At 50.4% G+C, this 20,920-nt stretch carries 18 protein-coding genes, 11 tRNA genes and 1 rRNA gene; 26 read left to right on the top strand and 4 right to left on the bottom strand.

The window, feature by feature from the left end; translation table 11 throughout:
• The first annotated feature begins 48 nt into the window (after window positions 1-48).
• From rrf to yajC, 20 genes are all read left to right on the top strand, one after another.
• Window positions 49-165: ribosomal RNA gene (rrf, locus tag CBE73_RS08785) — 5S ribosomal RNA — on the top strand.
• Between the two features lie 16 nt (window positions 166-181).
• Window positions 182-257, top strand: a tRNA-Asn gene (locus CBE73_RS08780).
• 3 nt (window positions 258-260) lie between these two features.
• Window positions 261-352, top strand: a tRNA-Ser gene (locus tag CBE73_RS08775).
• 16 nt (window positions 353-368) lie between these two features.
• A tRNA-Glu gene (locus CBE73_RS08770) sits at window positions 369-443 on the top strand.
• Between the two features lie 10 nt (window positions 444-453).
• Window positions 454-529, top strand: a tRNA-Val gene (locus CBE73_RS08765).
• A gap of 87 nt (window positions 530-616) precedes the next feature.
• A tRNA-Met gene (locus tag CBE73_RS08760) sits at window positions 617-690 on the top strand.
• A gap of 39 nt (window positions 691-729) precedes the next feature.
• Window positions 730-806: transfer RNA gene (locus CBE73_RS08755), tRNA-Asp, on the top strand.
• Between the two features lie 16 nt (window positions 807-822).
• Window positions 823-895, top strand: a tRNA-Lys gene (locus CBE73_RS08750).
• Between the two features lie 19 nt (window positions 896-914).
• Window positions 915-989, top strand: a tRNA-Gly gene (locus CBE73_RS08745).
• A gap of 4 nt (window positions 990-993) precedes the next feature.
• Window positions 994-1,070 (top strand) — tRNA-Arg (locus CBE73_RS08740).
• A 24-nt stretch (window positions 1,071-1,094) separates the two neighbouring features.
• A tRNA-Leu gene (locus CBE73_RS08735) sits at window positions 1,095-1,177 on the top strand.
• Window positions 1,178-1,184: 7 nt separating this feature from the next.
• A tRNA-Pro gene (locus CBE73_RS08730) sits at window positions 1,185-1,258 on the top strand.
• Between the two features lie 216 nt (window positions 1,259-1,474).
• Window positions 1,475-2,095 (top strand): BofC C-terminal domain-containing protein, encoded by a 621-nt coding sequence (locus tag CBE73_RS08725; protein ID WP_244905537.1) that lies wholly within the window; start codon window positions 1,475-1,477, stop codon window positions 2,093-2,095.
• Between the two features lie 216 nt (window positions 2,096-2,311).
• The gene (gene ruvC, locus CBE73_RS08720; protein WP_068700666.1) at window positions 2,312-2,815 is read left to right on the top strand and encodes a crossover junction endodeoxyribonuclease RuvC; all 504 of its coding nucleotides are present in this window, start codon (window positions 2,312-2,314) and stop codon (window positions 2,813-2,815) included.
• Entirely contained in the window at window positions 2,812-3,432 is a 621-nt protein-coding gene (gene ruvA, locus CBE73_RS08715; protein WP_094093909.1) for a Holliday junction branch migration protein RuvA, read from the top strand. The genes ruvC and ruvA overlap by 4 nt, the downstream gene beginning before the upstream one ends.
• A gap of 30 nt (window positions 3,433-3,462) precedes the next feature.
• Complete coding sequence (gene ruvB / locus CBE73_RS08710) at window positions 3,463-4,467, top strand: Holliday junction branch migration DNA helicase RuvB (RefSeq protein ID WP_094093908.1); 1,005 nt, start codon at window positions 3,463-3,465, stop codon at window positions 4,465-4,467.
• A 57-nt stretch (window positions 4,468-4,524) separates the two neighbouring features.
• Window positions 4,525-6,645, top strand: coding sequence for a SpoIID/LytB domain-containing protein (locus CBE73_RS08705; protein WP_094093907.1), 2,121 nt, complete (start codon window positions 4,525-4,527; stop codon window positions 6,643-6,645).
• Between the two features lie 6 nt (window positions 6,646-6,651).
• On the top strand, window positions 6,652-7,680 hold the full coding sequence (gene queA / locus CBE73_RS08700) for a tRNA preQ1(34) S-adenosylmethionine ribosyltransferase-isomerase QueA (RefSeq protein ID WP_094093906.1): 1,029 nt from the start codon (window positions 6,652-6,654) through the stop codon (window positions 7,678-7,680).
• 27 nt (window positions 7,681-7,707) lie between these two features.
• Complete coding sequence (tgt, locus tag CBE73_RS08695; RefSeq protein ID WP_094093905.1) at window positions 7,708-8,847, top strand: tRNA guanosine(34) transglycosylase Tgt; 1,140 nt, start codon at window positions 7,708-7,710, stop codon at window positions 8,845-8,847.
• A 38-nt stretch (window positions 8,848-8,885) separates the two neighbouring features.
• Window positions 8,886-9,188: a preprotein translocase subunit YajC gene (gene yajC, locus CBE73_RS08690; RefSeq protein ID WP_094096210.1), complete on the top strand. Its 303-nt coding sequence runs from the start codon at window positions 8,886-8,888 to the stop codon at window positions 9,186-9,188.
• Between the two features lie 174 nt (window positions 9,189-9,362).
• Here yajC and CBE73_RS08685 read toward each other — a convergent pair whose 3' ends face one another.
• From CBE73_RS08685 to spoVB, 3 genes are all read right to left on the bottom strand, one after another.
• Window positions 9,363-10,178 (bottom strand): phosphatase PAP2 family protein, encoded by an 816-nt coding sequence (locus CBE73_RS08685; RefSeq protein ID WP_094096209.1) that lies wholly within the window; start codon window positions 10,176-10,178, stop codon window positions 9,363-9,365.
• A gap of 106 nt (window positions 10,179-10,284) precedes the next feature.
• Entirely contained in the window at window positions 10,285-10,677 is a 393-nt protein-coding gene (locus CBE73_RS08680) for a TIGR04086 family membrane protein (protein WP_094093904.1), read from the bottom strand.
• Between the two features lie 108 nt (window positions 10,678-10,785).
• Entirely contained in the window at window positions 10,786-12,393 is a 1,608-nt protein-coding gene (gene spoVB, locus CBE73_RS08675; protein ID WP_094093903.1) for a stage V sporulation protein B, read from the bottom strand.
• 241 nt (window positions 12,394-12,634) lie between these two features.
• Between spoVB and CBE73_RS08670 the strand changes: the two genes are divergently transcribed.
• The 6 genes from CBE73_RS08670 to CBE73_RS08645 all read left to right on the top strand — a co-directional run bounded on the left by CBE73_RS08670 (window position 12,635) and on the right by CBE73_RS08645 (window position 19,304).
• Entirely contained in the window at window positions 12,635-12,892 is a 258-nt protein-coding gene (locus tag CBE73_RS08670) for a post-transcriptional regulator (protein WP_094093902.1), read from the top strand.
• Window positions 12,893-13,020: 128 nt separating this feature from the next.
• Window positions 13,021-14,295, top strand: coding sequence for a protein translocase subunit SecD (gene secD / locus CBE73_RS08665; RefSeq protein ID WP_094093901.1), 1,275 nt, complete (start codon window positions 13,021-13,023; stop codon window positions 14,293-14,295).
• On the top strand, window positions 14,282-15,235 hold the full coding sequence (gene secF / locus CBE73_RS08660) for a protein translocase subunit SecF (RefSeq protein WP_373286376.1): 954 nt from the start codon (window positions 14,282-14,284) through the stop codon (window positions 15,233-15,235). Before secD ends, secF begins: the two co-directional genes overlap by 14 nt.
• 121 nt (window positions 15,236-15,356) lie before the next feature.
• Window positions 15,357-16,307: a cation diffusion facilitator family transporter gene (locus tag CBE73_RS08655; RefSeq protein ID WP_094093899.1), complete on the top strand. Its 951-nt coding sequence runs from the start codon at window positions 15,357-15,359 to the stop codon at window positions 16,305-16,307.
• 36 nt (window positions 16,308-16,343) lie between these two features.
• Window positions 16,344-18,743 (top strand): single-stranded-DNA-specific exonuclease RecJ, encoded by a 2,400-nt coding sequence (gene recJ, locus CBE73_RS08650; RefSeq protein WP_094093898.1) that lies wholly within the window; start codon window positions 16,344-16,346, stop codon window positions 18,741-18,743.
• Between the two features lie 42 nt (window positions 18,744-18,785).
• A complete protein-coding gene (locus CBE73_RS08645) occupies window positions 18,786-19,304 on the top strand; it encodes an adenine phosphoribosyltransferase (protein ID WP_094093897.1) in 519 nt (172 codons plus the stop codon).
• A 141-nt stretch (window positions 19,305-19,445) separates the two neighbouring features.
• Here CBE73_RS08645 and uraA read toward each other — a convergent pair whose 3' ends face one another.
• Window positions 19,446-20,765, bottom strand: coding sequence for a uracil permease (uraA, locus tag CBE73_RS08640; protein ID WP_094093896.1), 1,320 nt, complete (start codon window positions 20,763-20,765; stop codon window positions 19,446-19,448).
• Between the last annotated feature and the right edge of the window lie 155 nt (window positions 20,766-20,920).

Genomic DNA, 20,920 nt, shown 5'->3' with positions numbered 1-20,920 from the left:
AATTGATTGTTTCGTATCCAGTTTTCAAGTGATCAAACACTTGAATCGTTTGGTGGCGATGGCGGAGGGGTTCCACACGTACCCATCCCGAACACGACCGTTAAGCCCTCCAGCGCCGATGGTACTTGGACCGCAGGGTCCTGGGAGAGTAGGACGTCGCCAAGCGAAACTTATTACATATTCCCTGATAGCTCAGTTGGTAGAGCACTCGACTGTTAATCGAGTTGTCACAGGTTCGAGTCCTGTTCGGGGAGCCATATGGAGAGGTGTCCGAGTTGGCCGAAGGAGCACGATTGGAAATCGTGTAGGCGTCACAAGCGTCTCGAGGGTTCGAATCCCTCTCTCTCCGCCAGCTAGGATTTTAGTAAGGCCCGTTGGTCAAGGGGTTAAGACACCTCCCTTTCACGGAGGTAACAGGGGTTCGAATCCCCTACGGGTCACCATATTTTTCTCGGAGGCTTAGCTCAGCTGGGAGAGCATCTGCCTTACAAGCAGAGGGTCGGGGGTTCGAACCCCTCAGCCTCCACCACTTCACCACAAAAAGTGAAGTTCAGTCTTTGGAGCGTAATCTGATTACTTTTCGAGGGCTCCATACAATAAAACAACCTTTTACTGACGCGGGGTGGAGCAGCCCGGTAGCTCGTCGGGCTCATAACCCGAAGGCCGCAGGTTCAAATCCTGCCCCCGCAATAATCCCTTTAAGGGATCAAATGCAAGACCTTAGGCTGTGGAACCGTGGTGTAGAGGCCTAACATGCCTGCCTGTCACGCAGGAGATCGCGGGTTCGAATCCCGTCGGTTCCGCCATTTTATTTTATTGTACGAGCCATTAGCTCAGTTGGTAGAGCACCTGACTTTTAATCAGGGTGTCGAAGGTTCGAGTCCTTCATGGCTCACTTTTCATCTTTATTTTATGCGGACGTGGCTCAGCGGTAGAGCATCGCCTTGCCAAGGCGAGGGTCGCGGGTTCGATTCCCGTCGTCCGCTCCATTATGCGCCCTTAGCTCAGCTGGATAGAGCGTTTGACTACGAATCAAAAGGTCAGGAGTTCGAATCTCTTAGGGCGCGCCATTTTTCTTTATAGTTTTACACCATGCCGGTGTGGCGGAATTGGCAGACGCGCGCGACTCAAAATCGTGAGGGAAACCGTGGGGGTTCGAGTCCCTTCACCGGCACCATAGTTATCGGGATGTAGCTCAGCTTGGTAGAGCACCTGGTTTGGGACCAGGGGGTCGCATGTTCGAATCGTGTCATCCCGATTCAGTAAAGCAGTCATTCTCAGGAATGACTGTTTTTTTGTTTTTTTATAATTTGCGGAGATCCGTAATCATCAGGTTATTTGCATAATTGCGACCCTGCAGGGTCAAAATAGGAAAAATAACACTGGATAGAAGGGGATACCCGTGAGTATTTTTAACTTGAAGAGAAGGATGAGAAATCGCTGGAGAAGGTGGAGAAGAGCCGTATGGACATTTATGGCTGTAGGATTGTTATTTGGCCTTGCCAGCCTTGGCATGCCTCTCTCCGAGCAGTTAAAAGAGCTGCTGAGCGATGACGGACCAGTCGCCAAAGAAACGTTGGCCGGCATACAGGAATGGACAAAGGAGAATGCCGAAGGAGTTTCCCGTGAGGATTTCAAAAATGAATTGACCCGTTCCAGGCAGGTACGGATTGTGCATACAGGTACGGTTTATGTTTGCGGCTCCGAAGATAAGATCGTCGGTATTATGAAGCCGGATGAAATTATCGCTTTAATGAAAGCCCATCCCGGCTGGGAGGGAAGGATTGATCCTAAGGGGGAAGTCTGGCTGGAGGAGCATGTTGCAGAGTTATCGGCAGCCTGCAAAGAGAAAGGCTATATTGGCCTTGATTCCAATGGGACTTTGAGTTTATTTGAAGGGAAGCCCGAGAAGGAGAAGGTGATGCGGACGTTTTTTCAAATTGATATTAAGTCTATGGAATCTGCTCTTCCCAAAGAAATTGTAAATCAGCTCCACAACGGGATTCGGGTACAGGATTTAGAGGAATATAACAGTGTGATATCGACTTTTAGCGATTATGCCTTGGACCCTGAGGATGGAAAAAGCAAACATTAGAATAACTTTGTTCAAATATATACGGGTAAATATATACGAGTAAAAACGAACCGGGACGTTCAAAGGAACGTCTCTTTTTGTTGTATAGGTCTATTTCTCTAATTTACATCAGATTCGGATCTAAACCTGCCCCTGAAAGCATAAAGTTTGCTATAATAAGGGGAATACATATGTTCGCCTCAGGGTGAGGACGGACATGGTTTGGGAGAGATGAATTTGCGCATTTTAGGCATTGACCCGGGGATCGCGATTGTGGGATTCGGGTTTGTTGATAAAGAGGGCAGCAAGGTTGTGCCCGTGCAGTACGGATGTATTCAAACTGAAGCACACACGCCCGAAGAAGAGCGTCTGCTTCATGTTTATGAAGGAATGACTCAATTAATTGATAAATATAAGCCGGATGCGGTGGCTTTGGAGAAGCTGTTCTTCAACCGAAATGTGACAACGGCCATGACAGTCAGCCAAGCGAGAGGCGTTATGGTGCTTGCTGCCGTTCAAAAAGGGCTGCCGATTGCCGAATATACGCCTATGCAGATCAAACAGGCGATCGTGGGATACGGCAAAGCGGAGAAGAAACAGGTTCAGGAAATGACCCGCATGTTCCTTAAGCTGCAGAAAGTGCCCAAACCGGACGATGTGGCGGATGCGCTGGCGGTTGCGATTTGCCACGCTCATTCTTATACTTTAAATTCCAGGATAAATGAGGTTTTGCGTAAATGATCGATTTTCTTAGAGGGCGTGTCGTCCATTTTGAAACGGAATATGTGGTGCTTGACGTGCATGGGGTCGGGTATCGGGTGTTCTGCCCGAATCCGTATTATTTTGCTAAAAGTAAAGATAAAGAAGAAGTTACGATTTATACCCACCATCATGTGCGTGAAGACGCGATTCTGCTGTTCGGGTTTGCTACGCGGGAAGAGCAGAAGCTGTTCCGCAAGCTGATTGAGGTTTCGGGTATAGGGCCTCGGGTAGCGCTTGGCATATTAGCCGGGGGAACGCCGGACAGTGTTGTGGCTGCTATTTACCAAGAGAATATCACGTTCCTGACGAAGCTGCCGGGCATCGGCAAGAAGACGGCCCAGCGGATTATTCTCGATCTGAGGGACAAGCTGGATGGGATCAGTACGGGAACGGTTGTGATTCACTCCGAGCTGGAAGTCGATTTGTTTAATCCGGATCAGTCGACCTGGCAGGAAGCCAAGGAAGCGCTCAAATCGCTTGGTTATACGGATACGGAACTTGACAAGGCATGGCAAAATATGAAGGACAACGTCACGCCGGACGAAACCGTGGATGCGGTGATGAAGAAGGCGCTCAAGCTGCTGTACGTCGGATAAAGCGAGGAATAGGAAGGGGGCGGTGCAAAGATGGAGGACCGGATCATTTCGGCGAACTTGATGATGGAAGATCAGGCGGTGGAACTCAGTCTGAGACCGCGATATTTATCCGAATACATCGGACAAGGGCAAATCAAAGAGAATTTGAAGATATATATCGAAGCGGCCAAAATGCGCAAGGAAGCACTGGATCATGTGCTGCTGTACGGCCCTCCGGGGCTGGGAAAAACAACGCTCGCCAACATCATTGCCAACGAGCTTGGCGTTAACCTGAGGACCACCTCGGGTCCGGCTATTGAACGCCCGGGCGATCTGGCAGCGCTGCTGACGAATCTGCAGGAAGGCGACGTTCTGTTTATCGACGAAATTCATCGTCTTCACAGAACGGTGGAGGAAGTGCTTTATCCGGCGATGGAGGATTTCGCGCTGGATATTATGATTGGTAAAGGCCCTAGCGCCAGATCGGTGCGTTTGGACCTGCCTCCTTTTACTTTGATAGGTGCCACTACACGGGCTGGGCTGCTGTCTGCGCCGCTGCGCGACCGGTTTGGGGTAGTCAGCCGTCTGGAGTTCTATTCGGTGGAGGAGTTAAGCTATATCGTTTCCCGGGGCGCGGATATTCTGAGCATCGAAATTGTCGGTGACGCGGCTGAAGAGATTGCTCTGCGTTCACGCGGAACGCCGCGGATTGCCAATCGTCTGTTAAAAAGGGTCCGTGACTTCGCGCAGGTGCGCGGAGACGGAATCATTACGCAGGAGGCCGCTGTAGAGGCCCTGCGCATGCTCCAGGTCGATCCGAGAGGCTTGGATCAAATCGACCATAAAATGCTGCGGGCAATGATTACGAGCTTTAGAGGCGGCCCTGTGGGTCTTGATACGATAGCGGCCACGATTGGTGAAGAGAGCCAAACGATTGAAGACGTTTATGAGCCCTATCTGCTTCAGATCGGGTTTCTTCAACGGACGCCGAGAGGGCGGATGGCGACGCCGGCGGCGTACCATCATTTGGGACTGCCTATTCCCGACTCTATGTAATAGGCAAAGCACTTCTAACAAACTTTTTTAGTAAGCAATACGGAAAGCGAGGTTCGTATGAAATTTAACAGAAGGTTAACCGGCTTGATGAAGTGGAGCAAAGGGCTCGGAGCCGGAATACTCATGTTTGGAGCTTTATGCGTGCCGGTTTCGGCAGATGATTCGGTTGATCCGGTGCAGGATCGGATCAGGGTTGCCATGTTTCTGGATCTAGGGAGCACCTATAAGTCAACCACCCCTTCCGTTACTCTGTTACCTGCAACTGAAGTGAGCGCGGGTCCGGGAACAGCGGATAGTTATACAAATTGGATTCAGTCCAGTGCAGGGAAACAGGTGAAATTCAGCGTCAACGGGTTTCGGATCAAAGCGCTGCAAACGTCTGATTTTAGCACGGCTGCTTCGGCGGCCAAAAAACTTCAAGCTACGGCAAATAAGCCGCTTTTGTTCTCTGAAGATGCCGGAGGTAAGACGGTTTATCAGTTATATACCGGTATGTATGCAACCGCCGATGATGCTAATAAAGCTATAAGCTCGGTTTCCAGCACACTGGGAAGTTTGCTGGGTTCTCAGAAACCGGAAGTACGGGGAAAACTGTATCTTTCTGCCGGAAATTTCAGTTCGGCTTATGATGCGCAGTCCCTGCGCGAGCAAATCCATGCCCAGGGACTCGATGCCTGGGAGGTGCTGACGCCTGGGGCGGGGGGCAAGCCTGCCTATTCCGTCTGGATTGGGGAGGCCTCAACGGAAGCGCAGCTTGCAGCTGCTAAAGCAGCTGTCTCTGCAAAGCTGCCTAATCTGCAGCTGTCTCCGGTAGATGCAGTCTCACCGGCTTTGATCATTCAAAGCGATGTGACCTCCGATTTAAGCACGCCTGTTAATATTCCGCTTTATATAGTAACAGGTACCGGCACCAAGCTGTGGGTGGATGCAGGTCCAAGCGGCATCACTCAGGTCAAAGAAAGATCCAGCCGCAAATATCGCGGCGGATTCGAAATCAGCATGGTGAACGGACAACTTGCGTTCGTGAATGAACTGCCTATGGAGCAATATTTGTACTCCGTTGTAGGGGGAGAGGTCTCCGCTTCCTGGCCGCTGGAGTCGCTTAAAGCGCAGGCCGTGGCTGCGCGGAGCTACGCGTTGTTTCAATCTCCAACCAAGTTTACTGTCGCTGGGGTAGTTGATACGACGCTCAGCCAGGTTTATTCCGGCGTGGGGACAGAGGCGGACAGCATCATTCAAGCCGTCGATAGTACGGCCGGTGAAGTGTTGAAAAGCGGAGGCAAAGTTATAGAAGGACTTTTCTCCGCTAATAGCGGAGGCATGACGGCTGATCCTTCCGAGGTTTGGGGGAATCCGGCTCCGGTATATGCGGCTGTTCCAAGCACGGAAGATCAGGTTGCTTCCGCCAGCTTGAAGAAATGGTATCATGTACTTCTGAGCAGTGGTAAATCCGGCTACGTACGGGAAGATAATACGAAGCTGACCGGCGCTTCGACCGCCGCCGGCCTTAAATATTTAACGGTAACGGCCAACAACACCAATGTGCGGCCGCAGCCACTCGTTCAATCAGGTGCAGATCCGGTTGCTCAAATGGACCCGGGCGATCAGGCGGTCGTGCTTGAGCAGGTGGATGAATCAGGTTCTTATGCTTGGATTCGCGGACCTTTCAGTTCAAGCCAGCTTGTGACTAGCATGAAAGGCAAGGTTTCCGGCACGATCCCAGCCTCTGTTACGTCACTGGAAGTGACAAAGCGGGGGCCTTCGGGACGTGCTACAGAGGTAAAGGCCAACGGTCAGGTGCTGAAGGTCAAATACCCGGATTTGTTCCGCTCCACGTTTGGCAGCCTGCCTAGCACGCTATTTGATATTGTAGAGACAGGAAGGTATACTGTACAGGGTGCAGGCGGACAAACCGGAAAAGGCACCGCGGCACCTGGCACAACGGTGCTGTCGGCCTCTGGCAAAACCAGCTTGTCCGGTGGCGGACTCGTTGTAATGAGCGGAGACGGACAAGCCCGAGTGGTGGATCAGTCGAACGCTTTCCTCTTTATCGGCCAGGGCAACGGTCATGGACTTGGCATGTCCCAATGGGGAGCCAAAGGAATGGCGGACGCCGGGTATGATTACCAGAGCATTTTGCAACACTATTATCAGAATGTAACGATTACGAAGGACTGATTGTAAATGGATGTAGAATTATATGATTTCGAGCTGCCGGAGCATCTGATTGCGCAGACTCCACTGCTGGATCGTACAGCTTCACGGCTGCTTACTTTAAATAAAGAAACCGGCCATATCGAGCACCATCAATTCTCGCATATCCTGGAAGAGTTGAAACCGGGCGATACTTTGGTGCTTAACGATACAAGAGTGCTGCCGGCACGGCTGTTTGGCACCAAAGAAGATACGGGGGCCAAAGCTGAAGTGCTGCTGCTGAAGAACTTGTCGGGGGACAAGTGGGAAACGCTTGTTAAACCCGGGAAGAAGCTCAAGAAAGGTTCGGTCATCGTCTTCGGCGATGAACTGAAAGCTTTAGTGGAAGAAGAAGGCGAAATGGGCGGCCGGGTGCTGAATTTTCAGTACAGCGGCATCTTTAATGAAATTCTGGATCGGCTGGGCCAAATGCCGCTGCCTCCTTACATTAAGGAGAAATTGGAGGATAAGGAACGTTATCAAACCGTATATGCCCGTCATGAAGGCTCGGCGGCTGCTCCGACAGCGGGACTGCATTTTACAGAGGAACTGCTGGACCAGATTCGCGCCAAAGGAGTTACGATTGCTTTTGTAACGCTTCATGTGGGGCTGGGAACCTTCCGTCCGATGTCGGTTGACCGGGTGGAAGATCATGTCATGCACGAAGAATATTATATTTTGCCGCAGGAAACGGCCGATATTCTGAATGAGACGAAAGCGCGGGGCGGCCGGGTGGTTGCGGTAGGAACAACTTCGGCACGTACGCTGGAGACGGTAGCTGGCAAATGTGAAGACGGGAACATCGTCAAATCCAGCGGCTGGACTGGTATTTTCATTTATCCGGGTTACCAGTTCCGTTTGGTGGACTGCCTGATTACCAATTTCCATCTGCCGAAATCCACGCTGGTGATGCTGGTCAGCGCGCTCGCTGGAAGAGAACGGATTCTCAAGGCGTACCAGGAAGCAATCGAACGGGAATACCGCTTCTTCAGCTTTGGAGACGCCATGTTGATTTATTAATAGATTGTTAGAGGATGGTTGATAAGATTGGCAGCAGCGATTACTTACGAACATATTAAAACCTGCAAGCAGTCCGGGGCCAGACTCGGGCGTGTTCATACGCCCCACGGCGTAATCGAAACGCCGATCTTTATGCCGGTGGGCACGCTGGCAACGGTGAAGACGATGAGTCCGGAAGAACTGAAGGAAATGGAAGCGCAAATTATTTTGTCCAACACGTACCATCTGTTTCTTCGTCCGGGCCATGAAATTGTCCGCGAAGCCGGAGGCTTGCACAAATTCATGAACTGGGACCGCGCGATCCTGACGGACAGCGGCGGCTTTCAGGTATTTTCGCTTAGCGACATGAGAAAAATCACCGAAGAAGGCGTCCACTTCCGTTCTCATCTGAACGGAGACAAGCTGTTCCTTTCTCCGGAAAAAGCCATGGAAATCCAGAACGCCCTCGGCTCGGATATCATGATGGCTTTTGATGAATGCGCCCCTTATCCGGCGGAACATAAATACGTGAAAGATTCGCTTGAACGTACCACAAGATGGGCGGAAAGATGCCTGGAAAGCCACGCCCGGCCTCAGGATCAAGGCTTGTTCGGCATCGTGCAGGGTGGGATGTTTGAGGACCTGCGCAAGCAGAGCGCACGTGATTTGACTTCCCTGGATTTTCCGGGTTATGCTATTGGTGGACTGAGTGTAGGCGAGCCTAAACATCTTATGTATGAAGTGCTCGATTACACGGTGCCTTTACTGCCGAGTAACAAACCCCGCTACTTGATGGGGGTAGGTTCACCGGATGCGCTTATAGAAGGCGCGATCCGCGGCGTGGACATGTTTGACTGCGTGCTTCCGACCCGGATCGCCCGCAACGGCACAACCATGACCAGCCAAGGAAGACTGGTGGTTCGCAATGCCCAGTATGCCCGCGATTTCGGTCCGCTGGATCCGGAATGCGATTGCTATACATGCCGCAATTATTCGCGTGCATACCTTCGTCACTTGATCAAGAGCGATGAAACGTTTGGCCTGCGCTTAACCACTTACCATAATCTGCATTTCCTGCTCAATCTGATGAAACAGGTTCGTCAGGCGATTATGGACGACAGGCTGCTGGACTTCCGGGATGAATTTTTCGAGAAGTACGGTCTGTTCGGAAATGAGAAAGGGTTTTAAAATTTTGGCTTTGGAATGAAGGGGGTTTCAACATGCATATGTTTCAGTATGCAGCAGCTCAAGGGGGTAACGGGATCGTCGGGATCATCGTTCCTTTTGTCATCATGTTTGCCGTATTCTATTTTCTGCTGATCCGTCCGCAGCAAAAGAAACAGAAAAATCGTAACTCCATGCTTAGAGAGCTGAAAAAAGGGGACAAGATCGTAACGATCGGAGGACTCCACGGCACGATTGTAGAATTGACCAACGATATTGTTGTCATTCGCGTTAACGATGTAACGAAAATGACGTTTGACCGCAGTGCGATCAGTCACAGCGTTGCGTCTTCAGCAACCGAGTAGCCCCTGCCAGGAGCAGCTGCAGCGACACCGCTGCTGGAACGAGGGCAGTTGGTAGTCAGCAGAGCTCAGCAGAGCTCGCAGGTAGAAGAATAAAGCCGGCTTACAGCTTAAATGCTGCAGCCGGCTTTTTATTTTTGCAGGAATCGGAATTTCTTTGATTTGAATTAGAATAGATCAGCGCTGCTGGAACATCAAAGGTTTGGCTTCGGTATGACGAACCGTCCGGGAGGCCCAATGAACGGCAATAGTCGTTGAAATTGCGGATAGAAGAAGTCCGCCGATCATATCCGTCAGCCAGTGGATGCCCATATAGAAGATGGAGAAAATGATGACGACAGCGATCGTGCAGGCAATTGCCGCCCACCTGCGGTTCCCGGAACGGACGGCCAAAATGGCCATAGAGACCGAGATCGCGGTATGCAGGCTTGGAAAGCAGTTATCCAAGCCGGAGAGCGGTCTATAAATCTCCTCGAATTTCGGGAAAGCCTCGAGCATATAAAAACTAACGCCAGCAGGGGCGTAGGACCATACCTCGCTGATCGGGAAAAATAGGAAAAACGGGATAGCAATCAAATAATTCAGCAGCACCGTATAGCAAGAGGCAATTAAAAAAACCTTGTTACGCTGACTTGCATAGATTCCGATGGAAGCTACCAAGACGGACTGCAGGAGAATGACGTAGAAAAAGGCCGATATCTGAGAGACCCAGACATGGTGGAACAATTGCTGAAAATCACGGCCAAAATGCCCCTCGATTCCGAAAAAAACAGAGGTAAAGTCCTTTCGTTCCGATGACATCAAGCTTTCCAGCTTTAATTCATATTTGTTAACCAAAAGCACGCAGCTCATAGCGATGAATACAAACAGGAACCTCCAGGAATGGAGCAGTTCATATACAAAACGATAAGCGGCAATCAAGGGATTCCGGCCTGTGCCCGCGTAAATGAGGACAGCGGTCATGAAGACGGTTAAGCCAGATATAAAATACATAGATTCATAAAGCAAAGCAGGAATAGCCTCCTTAGGGTCAAAACTCCGATTTAGATAGTTTATCATACCTAAAGAGAGAGAGGGTATCCCTTGTTCTTAACCAAGGTTAGTTTTTTCTTGCATTTTTCCCGAAAATTCCACCGATAGCTCCGATCAGGAAGGCCGGGATGAAATAGAAGAAGTCGCCGCCCTTGAATGTGGAGTCCAGTGCAAGGAAGCTGATCACAAATAGCAAGATCGCATAAAGGATACCTGTGATAGCTCCTTGGTACCAGCCTTTACGTTCGCTTCTTTTGCCCGATACAAAGCTGCCGATAAGCAAGGACAAAGCGTGAATGACATACGTAAAGGTGGATAGACTGGTTTCTTCAAGCGGGGACCATTTAAGCAGCAAAGAGAGAAACAAAGCGCCGAGCATCATCCATAAATAGGCATACCACAGTCCGGAAAGTGTGGGGCCGGCAATGCGGAAAGGCATAAAGCGACGGATGTGTTCCATAAAAACCTCCTAAACCTCTTTTTTTATTTTAATTGTATGGCAAGCATGACAAGCCTAGACCGCAGAAATCAAAGCATTTTCTAAGCAGGTCCGCGGTAAGGCCGGGAGTCATCGAAACCATCTTCCAAAGATTGGGACCCGCTGCAGGTCGAATCGATCAATGAGTCCTGTGGCAAAGGTTAGAACCAGGTAAAGGACAAATGCAGCAGAAGCCGAGCAGATAAATTGTATGAGTGCCGATGCCGAAGGCGTAAACGGAATTTCATGATACAAATAGCTGGCGCAGCCTGCCATTATGAGCATCGCGCAGATCACTTTGACAGCATCCATGAGCGGAAAGCGGTATTGAAGCGCTCGCGCGACAGCGGCACCATGCAGTAAAGTAACAGTGATAATGTTGGCGATGCTGGCAATAATGGCTCCATAGATCCCAAGTGACGGATTTGAGGCGAGATAAAGGATCAGACCGATTTTGATAATCGCCCCGATCAAGGTATTGGTGAGGGCCGTCCCGGGTTTGTCCAAAGCCTGCAGCGTAGCTTGCAAAGGGGCCTGAACGTACATAAACAAAGCAAACGGAGCCATCACTTTCAGCATGCCGGCAATATCGCTGTTGTTATAAAGAAGCTGGCAGAGCGGTTCAGCCAATACATACATCACAACTGCAAACGGGGCACCGGTGACAAGCGCCAGCCGGAGAGACTGATGAAGCCGTTTGTGTATCGTTTTCTTATCTCCTCTGGCTTGTGCTTCCGCCAAGGAGGGCACCAGTGAAATCGCCAAAGAGGTCGTAAGTGCACCTGGCAGCAGAAGCACAGGGATGACCATTCCCTGAAGAGCCCCGTACTGCGCCGTGGCAACTGCGGTTGCGACGCCGGCAATGGCAAGGCTTTGGGCCGTAGTGATGGATTCAAGCAGGTAAGACAGCGATCCAACCAGCCGGCCGCCGGTGACGGGGATGGCGATTCTTAAAATGCGGCGAAGCGTATACATAAACCCCGTCTGTGCAGCCGCTTTAGCCGCAGTGCCGGGCGGGAGAGGGGCAAGCTGGGATTGCAGCTTCTGCTGGTCTTGTGATTCCTTCCTGCGGTGCATGAAAAACTGCCAAAGCAGCGAAAGCAAAGCAATCATTTCACCGGCTAGGACACCCAGCATAGCACCTGCAGCCGCGTAAGCAATGCCCATCGGAAGGAACAGGGAAGCGAACCAAAGCTGGCACAAGATACGGGCAAGGGTCTCCAAAATGGAGGAGCTGGCCGATGGGATCATATTTTGTTTTCCCTGGAAATAACCACGAAAGACAGAAGAAATGGCAACGATCAGAATCATAGGGCTCATACTGATGAAAGAAGGATAAACCCGTCCGTCCGTGAGCACGTTTCTCATCAGCCAAGGGGCGGCGAGCAGGGAAAGAATCATACAGACCAAACCCGCAGCGCCGGAAAGAATCAGGCTGGTACGCAGCACGGCTCTGGATTTCTCGGGTTTGCCCTCCGATTCCGCCTCCGCGATCAGCTTGGCAATGGCAAGGGGAATGCCGCCGGAAATAATGGTGACCAGCACCAGGAAAAAGGGATAGCCCAGCTGGTACAGACCCACGCCTTCCGCGCCGATGACTCTGGGCAATAGAATGCGGGGGATAAAGCCCAAGATACGGTTTACAATGCCTGCAGCAAGCAGAATCATAGTTCCGCGAATAAAAGATTGTTTGTTCAAATCGGGTCCCTCTTCTCCTTCATAATCCTGGGCTGTGCAATCTGGTAGTTGATATATGGATATGCCTAACCTGTCCAGCTTCATGACAGCTACTTTTGTACAGATCAAGGCAACTTTATGGAGAAGCAGGATTTTGAAAGGGAGGAACCGAAATATTAACTGATTCCACCATCACTATTAAATGGTATAATGTCTGAGAGGTTACAGTTATAACCTACGAGAGCGAAAGGAGTTTACCCGGATGGCTGATGAAGAAATCAACGACGAGGAACTGATTAAAGCCATTGACGAGCTCTGCCAAAGCAAAGCGGAGGAATTTCGCTTATTCGGCTATGAGCAAGTAACGCCAGCCGATGTTTGGGAATGTGTCAGCTCAAAATATAAAAAGGATGGGATTCCGCCAGTTCACCGGCTGGTAAATGACATTCTTACCTTAAAAGCAACAACCTTTATGAATTATTTGACGCTTTCCGCCTATCGTGGATCCCGTTTTGAATAACAGGGGTTCTTTTTTTGCCTGAGGAGACCATAATTTGACATGCTTCAACTTGTTTCTCACAAATTGACGGCGTTTTCCTGCATGGCTATAATAGGAATATTGAGAATGAAAGGGGAACAATTAACGGGATGAAAAGAATCGTCACATTCATAGCCGTAGTGGTAATTACCATTGGGGTTATGGCCGGGACAAGCCCTTGGTTAATCAATAAGATGGAACTTGGCCTTGACTTGAAGGGCGGGCTTGAGATTTTGTATCAAGCGACACCTTTGGAGAATGGAGCTAAAGTGACCAAGGAATCCCTGACACAAACGGCACTTAGTCTTGAGAAACGTTCCAATGTGCTTGGCGGGACAGAACCTGAAGTTACGACGGAAGGAACGGACCGGATCCGGCTCAAAATACCGGGAGTAGCAAACAACGAGGAAGTCCGCAAGAAGCTGAGTGAACCGGCATCGCTGACTTTCCGGAGTAAAGACGGTACGGAGAAGGAAGCGAGCCAATACAACAAGATTGAACTGGTGGGCAGTGACTTCGCCGAAGATGGAGCAAGTATCACTTATGATCAATTGAATCGCCCGCAAATCAGTATCAAATTGAAAAACAAAGAGAAGTTTGCTGAAGTGACCAAACGTCTTGCGGCTAATCCTCCGGGTTCCGCGGAAAGACAGCTTGCGATCTTCCTGGATGATCAGCTGCTCTCCGCTCCGGAAGTTCAACAGGAGCTGAATCAAGGTACAGCTGTCATAACAGGTTCCTATACGCTTGATGAAGCACAAGAGCTTAGAGATACGATTAATCTCGGTGCTTTACCGCTTAAGCTTACAGAGAAATATTCCCAGGTCGTAGACGCGACTTTAGGTAAATTGTCTCTGCATCAAACGCTGCTGGCAGGCGGAATTGCATCCGTTGTCATTCTTCTGTTTATGATGATTATCTACCATCTTCCTGGTGTAATCGCCAGCTTTACGCTGATCTCGTATGTCTGGATGATGCTGCTGGTCTTCCATTTTGCCGGAGTAACCCTTACCCTTCCGGGGATCGCGGCCTTTGTGCTCGGGATCGGGATGGCGGTTGACGCCAACATCATTACCGATGAACGGATCAAGGAAGAACTCAGAAGCGGCAAGAGCATTATGTCTGCTGTCAAAGCGGGGAACAGAGTTTCGTTCCGTACGGTTATGGACGCTCACGTCACAACCTTTATTGCAGCAGCCGTTATGTACTGGATGGGGACAGGCTCCGTTCGCAGTTTTGCACTCGTCCTGATGATCGACATCGTGGTGAGCATTATTACGAACATTTTCTTCTCCCGCTATCTGCTTGTGCTTCTGGTGAAGGGGAATGTCATCAAGAAACCGGGCTTGCTTGGTGTTAAGGAGAGTGAAATTGGTGCCCTCTAATACAAATACAAACGAAAAGACAACAGCTAACCAAAAGACGAGATGGAACTGGGATTTCATTAAATACAGTAAGTATTTCTACACGTTCTCTATCCTAGTAACTGTAATAGGGATAATAAGCCTGCTCGTGTTTCAATTGAATTACGGGGTAGATTTCCGCTCGGGTTCTAACGTGGATATCTCTGCGAAACAGTTGTCCAAAGCCCAGATTCAAGAAGTCATGAACGAGGCCGGATTAGGTCAGCGGGATATGGTCATTACGCCTGGTTCCCAGCAGAGCAGCGTCCGTTTCTCGGACGTGCTGTCGGAAGCCGATCAAAGCAAGCTGCAGGAGGCTGTTACAAGCAAGCTTGGCAAAGACGCTTCCACCGAAATCAATACGGTAGATACGGAAATCGCCAAGGAGCTTGAACGAAACGCGCTGATTGCAGTGCTTGTGGCCAGCTTGGGGATCATCATTTATGTGACGATCCGCTTTGAATGGCGTTTTGCCATTGCGGCTATTGTAGCCTTGCTCCATGATGCCTTTATGGTTATTGCGATCTTCTCGATCTTCCGTCTGGAAGTCAACTTGACGTTTATCATAGCACTGCTGACGATTGTGGGTTATTCGATCAACGATACCGTCGTTATCTTTGACCGGGTTCGTGAGAATATGCGTTTTGCCAAAGTGAAAACTCGCCAGGATCTGCATGCCGTGGTAAACAAAAGTATCTCTCAAACGATGACGCGTTCGATCAACACGGTGTTTACCGTATTTATAGCTTCTGTGGCCCTGCTTATCTTCGGCAGCGAAGCCATTCGGATGTTCTCGCTTGCGATGGTCATCGGTTTGCTGTTTGGTGCTTATTCCTCTATCTTTATCGCGAGCCCGCTGTGGTTCCTGCTTAAAGGTAAAAATGTAAACACAAGCAAAAAACCGGCAAAAGCGACTAACTAAGCCATAATTAAAGAGAGCAAAGCCGCGTCGCCCATGACGCGGCTTTCAGCTTTTCAAGGCTCATTTTCCCCGTTTAGATGGATAAAAATGAATTCTCGATGGATCTGCAAGGAGGACTAGCATGAGAAACCGGCAAACTGTTCAAATGGATGAAGTTTCTTGGGCGGGAGCCCTTAACCGTCTTACCCTCGCTTTATTTAAAGGAGCTGTAGGATGGTTGGGAGGCAGCAAAGTATTGCTGTCGGATGCTTTGTTCTCTGCGGGAGATGCCATTTATGCTTTAACAGGGCTGCTGCCGGGTAAGTTGTCCGGGGAATCTGTGGACAAGACCGGCCGAACCAGCCGTAAGCAAGCTGGTAACGGGCTGCTTATGATAGCTGTGCTAAGTCTGATCCTGGTATGGGGAGCGGCTCAGGCGATTGCGGTTTCCGTAAAAACGCTTATGGACTCAATCCTTCCAGCCCCTCATTACGCTGCCGGAATGGCTGCCATTGTATCTATCGGCATTAATGAAGCCTTGTTCCAGAATCAGCTTCGCCGAGTAGGCTGGGGAGAGAAAAGGAAAAAGCTGCTGGCCGAGCATAGGTTATCAATTCTTTCATCTTTAATCGTTCTAATTGGAGTTATTTGCGCCATGACTGGCGATTTGCTTGATAATGACGTTCTTCTTGAATTTGATCCGGCTGCCGCGATTATTGTGGGAGTTCTGGTGCTCTGGAAAGTGGGCCGAATGCTGTATGAGACGGTCTTAAACGCGTCCGCGGCGCCGGAACCGAAATACGATACCCAGCAAATGATGGACACCATTCAGCGGGTATATGGGGTCATAACGGTTGATGAGCTTCAAATCGCTGAACGAGGCGGCAAGCTGGCCGTTTATGTCCAGATTAGTGTCAACCCGCACATTTCGATGCATGAAGCGGTTGAAATTGCCGGAAGAACTAAGGTTTTGCTGCTCAGGAGGTTCGCCTATATCCAGGAAGCGGAGGTACACGTTATGCCGTACAACCCTGGTTATCCGTATAAAAGTAATTACGAAATTAAGAATCAGGACGAAACACTGCTGCAATGAGGGGTGTGGATCTAGAGAAAGCAGGAGGTGGTATAGTTGCTGCATGCCCATTATCGCTGGAGCACACTTAAGCCCAATGAGCAGGCGGTAGCCAAGCTGACGTCGGAAATGAAGCTTCCCGAAATGGTGGCTTCCCTGCTTGTTACCCGCGGGTTTGACACGAAAGAGAAAGCGGAGGCCTTTTTATCGGCCGGAACAGAGGGATTACATGATCCTTACAGTCTTCACGGAATGGAGAAGGCTGTGGCTCGGATTCGGCAGGCGCTGGAAGGCCGAGAGCGGATTTTAATATACGGCGATTATGATGCAGACGGCGTGTCATCCACATCAATGATGATTCGGCTTATGGAGCATCTGCAGGCTGATTATGAATGGTACATTCCTCATCGTTCCAAAGAAGGTTACGGCCTGCACAACCACGCCCTGGAAGCAGCGGCTGAGCGTGGGGTGACTTTGGTGGTCACCGTGGACACGGGGATCAGCGCCGTTCAGCAGGTAGCTTTTGCGAAAACGCTTGGTATGGATGTGGTGGTCACCGATCATCATGAGCCGCCGGCCGTTCTGCCGGAAGCCTTCACGCTTGTTAATCCGAAGCTGCCGTTTTGTTCTTATCCGTTTAAAGGACTAGCTGGTGTAGGCGTGGCTTATAAGCTGGCTTGCGCTTTAGTAGACAAGGTTCCGTCATCATGGACTCAGCTGGTTGCGCTGGGAACGGTGGCGGATTTAATGCCTCTGACGGGTGAAAATCGGATTTTGGTCTCGCAAGGACTCGTCTCTATGACAGAGGAACCGCTCACCGGGATGGACGCGCTGCTTCAGGTCTCCGGTAGCGCGGCCGTGAATTCGACTACTATTGGTTTTGCTATGGCTCCGCGGATCAACGCAAGCGGCCGGCTGGAGCATGCCAAGGAAGCCGTCGAACTGCTGATTACGCAAGATCCGGATAAAGCTGCCGCAATTGCGGACAAGCTAGATTTATTGAATCGTGAACGCCAGCAGATCGTGGATGATATTGTTCAGGATGCAGTGAAACAGCTGGAAGAGAATCACCCGGATGGCACCGTTCCATCCGTAATTGTGTTAGCGGGTGAGGGCTGGAATGTCGGAGTTGTCGGTATTGTGGCTTCCAAGCTGGTGGAAAAATATTATCGCCCTACGCTCATACTCGGCATTGATGCCGAAACAGGCATGTGCAAAGGATCGGCCCGCTCGATCCCGGGTTACGATATGTATGAGGCGTTGACCGAATGCGCGGATCTTTTGGATCATTACGGCGGTCATCCCTCGGCAGCTGGAATGTCTCTTCACCGGGACCAGTTGACAGCATTTAGTGCAAGTTTAAACGCTTATGCTGAGAAGGTGCTAAACGAAGAACATTACATACCGGTGCTTACGGCGGATCTGGAGTGTACGCTTGACGAAATCCATGTGCAATCGATAGAGCTGTTGTCCAAGCTGGAGCCGTTCGGAATGAATAATGGCTGCCCGCGTTTCCTGATTCGGGGGACACAGATCCTCGAATGCCGCCAAATGGGCAAAGACCGCAGACACTTGAAGATTACGCTCAAACAAAACGGTAACGTGGTTGAAGCGGTTGCTTTCGGCAAAGGCCCCTGGGCGGGTCTGCTGACCGAAGGCGCCGTCATGAATCTTGTTGCCGAAGCCAGCATCAATGAATGGAACGGTTCCCGTAAAGCCCAGCTGATGCTTATAGACGGTGCCGTGGATCATGCCCAGATTTTCGATTATCGGGGGATTAAGAATCCGTGGCATAAGCTGGACGAATTATTTGATCATTGGCAGTCGCTGCCAGAGAACAACAAAGGAAAGGCAGCTCTGGTGGCCAGACCGGACAGCGGAACAAAGTTATATAGACAATTGCGGGAATTGCCGGTTTGGGTATATGATAGGAACGCTGGTCTGATCATGGAATCTGCCGAAGCGGCGGCCAGATGCCGTCCGGAGGAGGTTACAGTGCTGTTTATAGCGGATGCTCCTGAAACGCCGGAGCAGTTAAACGCGATAATGGCTTCCTTTGGCGCAGTGGAACGGATCTATCTCCTGCATTCGGCAGGAGAAGAATCGGAACGTGTAGAAAGCCCTACACGGGAACAATTTAAACAGGTGTATGCGCTGCTTCGCAAAGCGGCCGAGCAAGCCGTACCGGAACCGAAGCTGATCGGCTGGCTGTCGGATCAAACCCGTCTTTCGTCCCGGATGGTGACGAAAACGCTGGCGATTTTTGAAGAATTGAACTTTATTTCAAGGGACCGGGGAATGATAAGATTAAATCCGGCTCCGGCCAAAAGACCTTTGGAATCGTCCATACGCTACAATGAATTGAGCCTGCTGGCGGAGATGGAGCACTATTTGCTCTATGCCGGCATTTCAGAGCTGACAGAATGGATTCTAGGCAGAATGAAAGGCGTATCCTGATTCTGCGAGAGGACTGGAACATTTTTAGGAGGAGATTAACAAGTGGATTTCAAAGATTACATCCGGGTGATTCCGGATTTCCCGCAGCCGGGAATTAGTTTTAAGGATATTACGACCCTGCTGAATGACGGGGCAAAATACCGTGAGGCGATTGAGGAAATGAGAAAGATGATCGCCGATCTCAAGATCGATTTGATCGCAGGTCCGGAAGCTCGCGGGTTTGTGGTTGGAGCGCCGCTGGCCTATGCGCTTGGTGTAGGCTTTGTGCCGATTCGTAAACAAGGCAAACTTCCTTTTGACACGATTGAAGTTTCCTATGATCTTGAATATGGTACGGACGTTCTGGCTATGCACCGCGATGCTGTTAAACCGGGGCAGAATGTGCTGATCGCTGACGATCTGCTGGCCACGGGCGGAACGATTGCCACCTGCGTTGACCTGATCCGTCAAGTTGGCGGTAATGTGGTCGGAGCCGCTTTCATGATTGAATTGCAGGACCTTAACGGCCGTGCCAAGCTGCCGGATGTGGAAGTCTTTACGTTGACCCAATACCCTTTTTAAGGAACACGAACGAAACAGCAGCCAAGCCCTGATGGGTCAAATGGTACATAAAAGGACCGCCTAACAAGGCGGTCCTTAGTGTTTTTTTATAGCTGCTTGAAGTATGACGAGTTAGGCCAGGGATGTCGGGAGAGCCGCCCCTTAGTCCGGATTTTTGACTGGCGGTGCCTGCTCGCGGGATTCATTGGACAATCCCGTCACTTGCAGGAGACGGAAGAACAGACTGAGCAGGATGCCGACAATCGTGGCCAGCGCCATGCCTTTAAGCTGCACGGTACCGAAAGTAACCGTTGCTCCGCTCAATCCGGTCACCAGCACGACTGTAGTCAGCAGTAAGTTCTGGGCCTTGGAATAGTCTACTTTCTGCTCGACCAGGATACGCAGACCGGAAGCCGCGATAACCCCGAACAGCAGGAGAGACACACCGCCCATAACAGGTCCGGGAATCGCCGCGATGGCTCCGGTGAAGGTGCCGGAGAAAGATAAAACAATCGCGATAACCGCTGCTCCGCCTATCACAAATATGGAATAAACGCGGGTCAGCGCCATTACGCCGATATTTTCGCCATAGGTTGTATTGGGTGTTGAGCCAACGAAACCTGACAGGATCGTGGAGATCCCGTTGCCCAGCAGCGAACGGTCGAGTCCGGGATCCTTGGACAGATTTTTACCTACGATATTGCCGGTTACGAGCAGGTGCCCGACATGCTCCACAATGACGACAAGCGAAACCGGAATGATGGTCAGGATGACTGGCCAGTCAAATGTAGGTGTCGTTAGGGTTGGAAATTGAACCAGACTGGCGTCCCGGATAGCGGTTGTATCGATTTGACCAAGCGGGAAAGCCAGTACGTAACCGACCACAATACCAATCAGGATATGGATGATCTTGGGGAAACCGCGGAACATTACCGCTCCGAGCAGGGTTACGGCCAACGTAATCATCGACAAGGCGATGACTTTGCCGTTCGGTGCCCATGAAGCTGGATCTGCGCCGTCCGGCGCAATAAGGCCGGCCATTTGGGCGGCTACCGGAATCAGCTCAAGACCAATCAGCGCTACAATCGCGCCCATGGCCGCAGGCGGGAAGACGATATCCAGCCAGCCTGTCCCGGCGAATCGGATGATCAGTGCCACAACAGCGAATATAACCCCTGTTACGACAAAGGCGCCAAGCACAAGCGAATAACCGTCGGAATTGTAGCCGTATTTATCCAATACGCCCGTTACCGGTGCTATGAAGGCGAAGCTCGAGCCCAGATAGGCAGGAATCTTGCCCTTGCATATCAAGATATAAAGCAATGTGCCGATCCCATTCATCAATAAAATCATTCCCGGATCGACGTGGAACAGATTGGGCACCAGAATGGTGCTTCCGAACATGGCAAACAGATGCTGAAGGCTCAGCAGCAGCCCGGGTCCGAAGGGGAGTTTCTCATTTACTTGAATTTCACGCTGCACGATTTCCGCTCCTTGTTATTCATTTATTCCACACACTTTTGTATCCTCAATCTTAATAGCTTATAGAGTTGGACTTCATTTTTCAATAACGATTTTAATATTTACCCCAAATCTTTACCAAGCCTTCATGCAGAATGGTTGACGCGGCCTGATGC

The sequence above is a fragment of the Paenibacillus physcomitrellae genome (genome assembly GCF_002240225.1).
In the GTDB taxonomy this organism is placed as follows: domain Bacteria; phylum Bacillota; class Bacilli; order Paenibacillales; family Paenibacillaceae; genus Fontibacillus; species Fontibacillus physcomitrellae.
This window is presented reverse-complemented; position numbering and strand designations above follow the sequence as displayed.

Coding starts and splice junctions, on each gene's coding strand:
- CBE73_RS08725 (WP_244905537.1), top strand. CDS start 1,475: ATGGCTGTAGGATTGTTATTTGGCCTTGCCAGCCTTGGCATGCCTCTC.
- ruvA (WP_094093909.1), top strand. CDS start 2,812: ATGATCGATTTTCTTAGAGGGCGTGTCGTCCATTTTGAAACGGAATAT.
- ruvB (WP_094093908.1), top strand. CDS start 3,463: ATGGAGGACCGGATCATTTCGGCGAACTTGATGATGGAAGATCAGGCG.
- CBE73_RS08705 (WP_094093907.1), top strand. CDS start 4,525: ATGAAATTTAACAGAAGGTTAACCGGCTTGATGAAGTGGAGCAAAGGG.
- queA (WP_094093906.1), top strand. CDS start 6,652: ATGGATGTAGAATTATATGATTTCGAGCTGCCGGAGCATCTGATTGCG.
- yajC (WP_094096210.1), top strand. CDS start 8,886: ATGTTTCAGTATGCAGCAGCTCAAGGGGGTAACGGGATCGTCGGGATC.
- CBE73_RS08685 (WP_094096209.1), bottom strand. CDS start 10,178: ATGTATTTTATATCTGGCTTAACCGTCTTCATGACCGCTGTCCTCATT.
- CBE73_RS08680 (WP_094093904.1), bottom strand. CDS start 10,677: ATGGAACACATCCGTCGCTTTATGCCTTTCCGCATTGCCGGCCCCACA.
- CBE73_RS08670 (WP_094093902.1), top strand. CDS start 12,635: ATGGCTGATGAAGAAATCAACGACGAGGAACTGATTAAAGCCATTGAC.
- secD (WP_094093901.1), top strand. CDS start 13,021: ATGAAAAGAATCGTCACATTCATAGCCGTAGTGGTAATTACCATTGGG.
- CBE73_RS08655 (WP_094093899.1), top strand. CDS start 15,357: ATGAGAAACCGGCAAACTGTTCAAATGGATGAAGTTTCTTGGGCGGGA.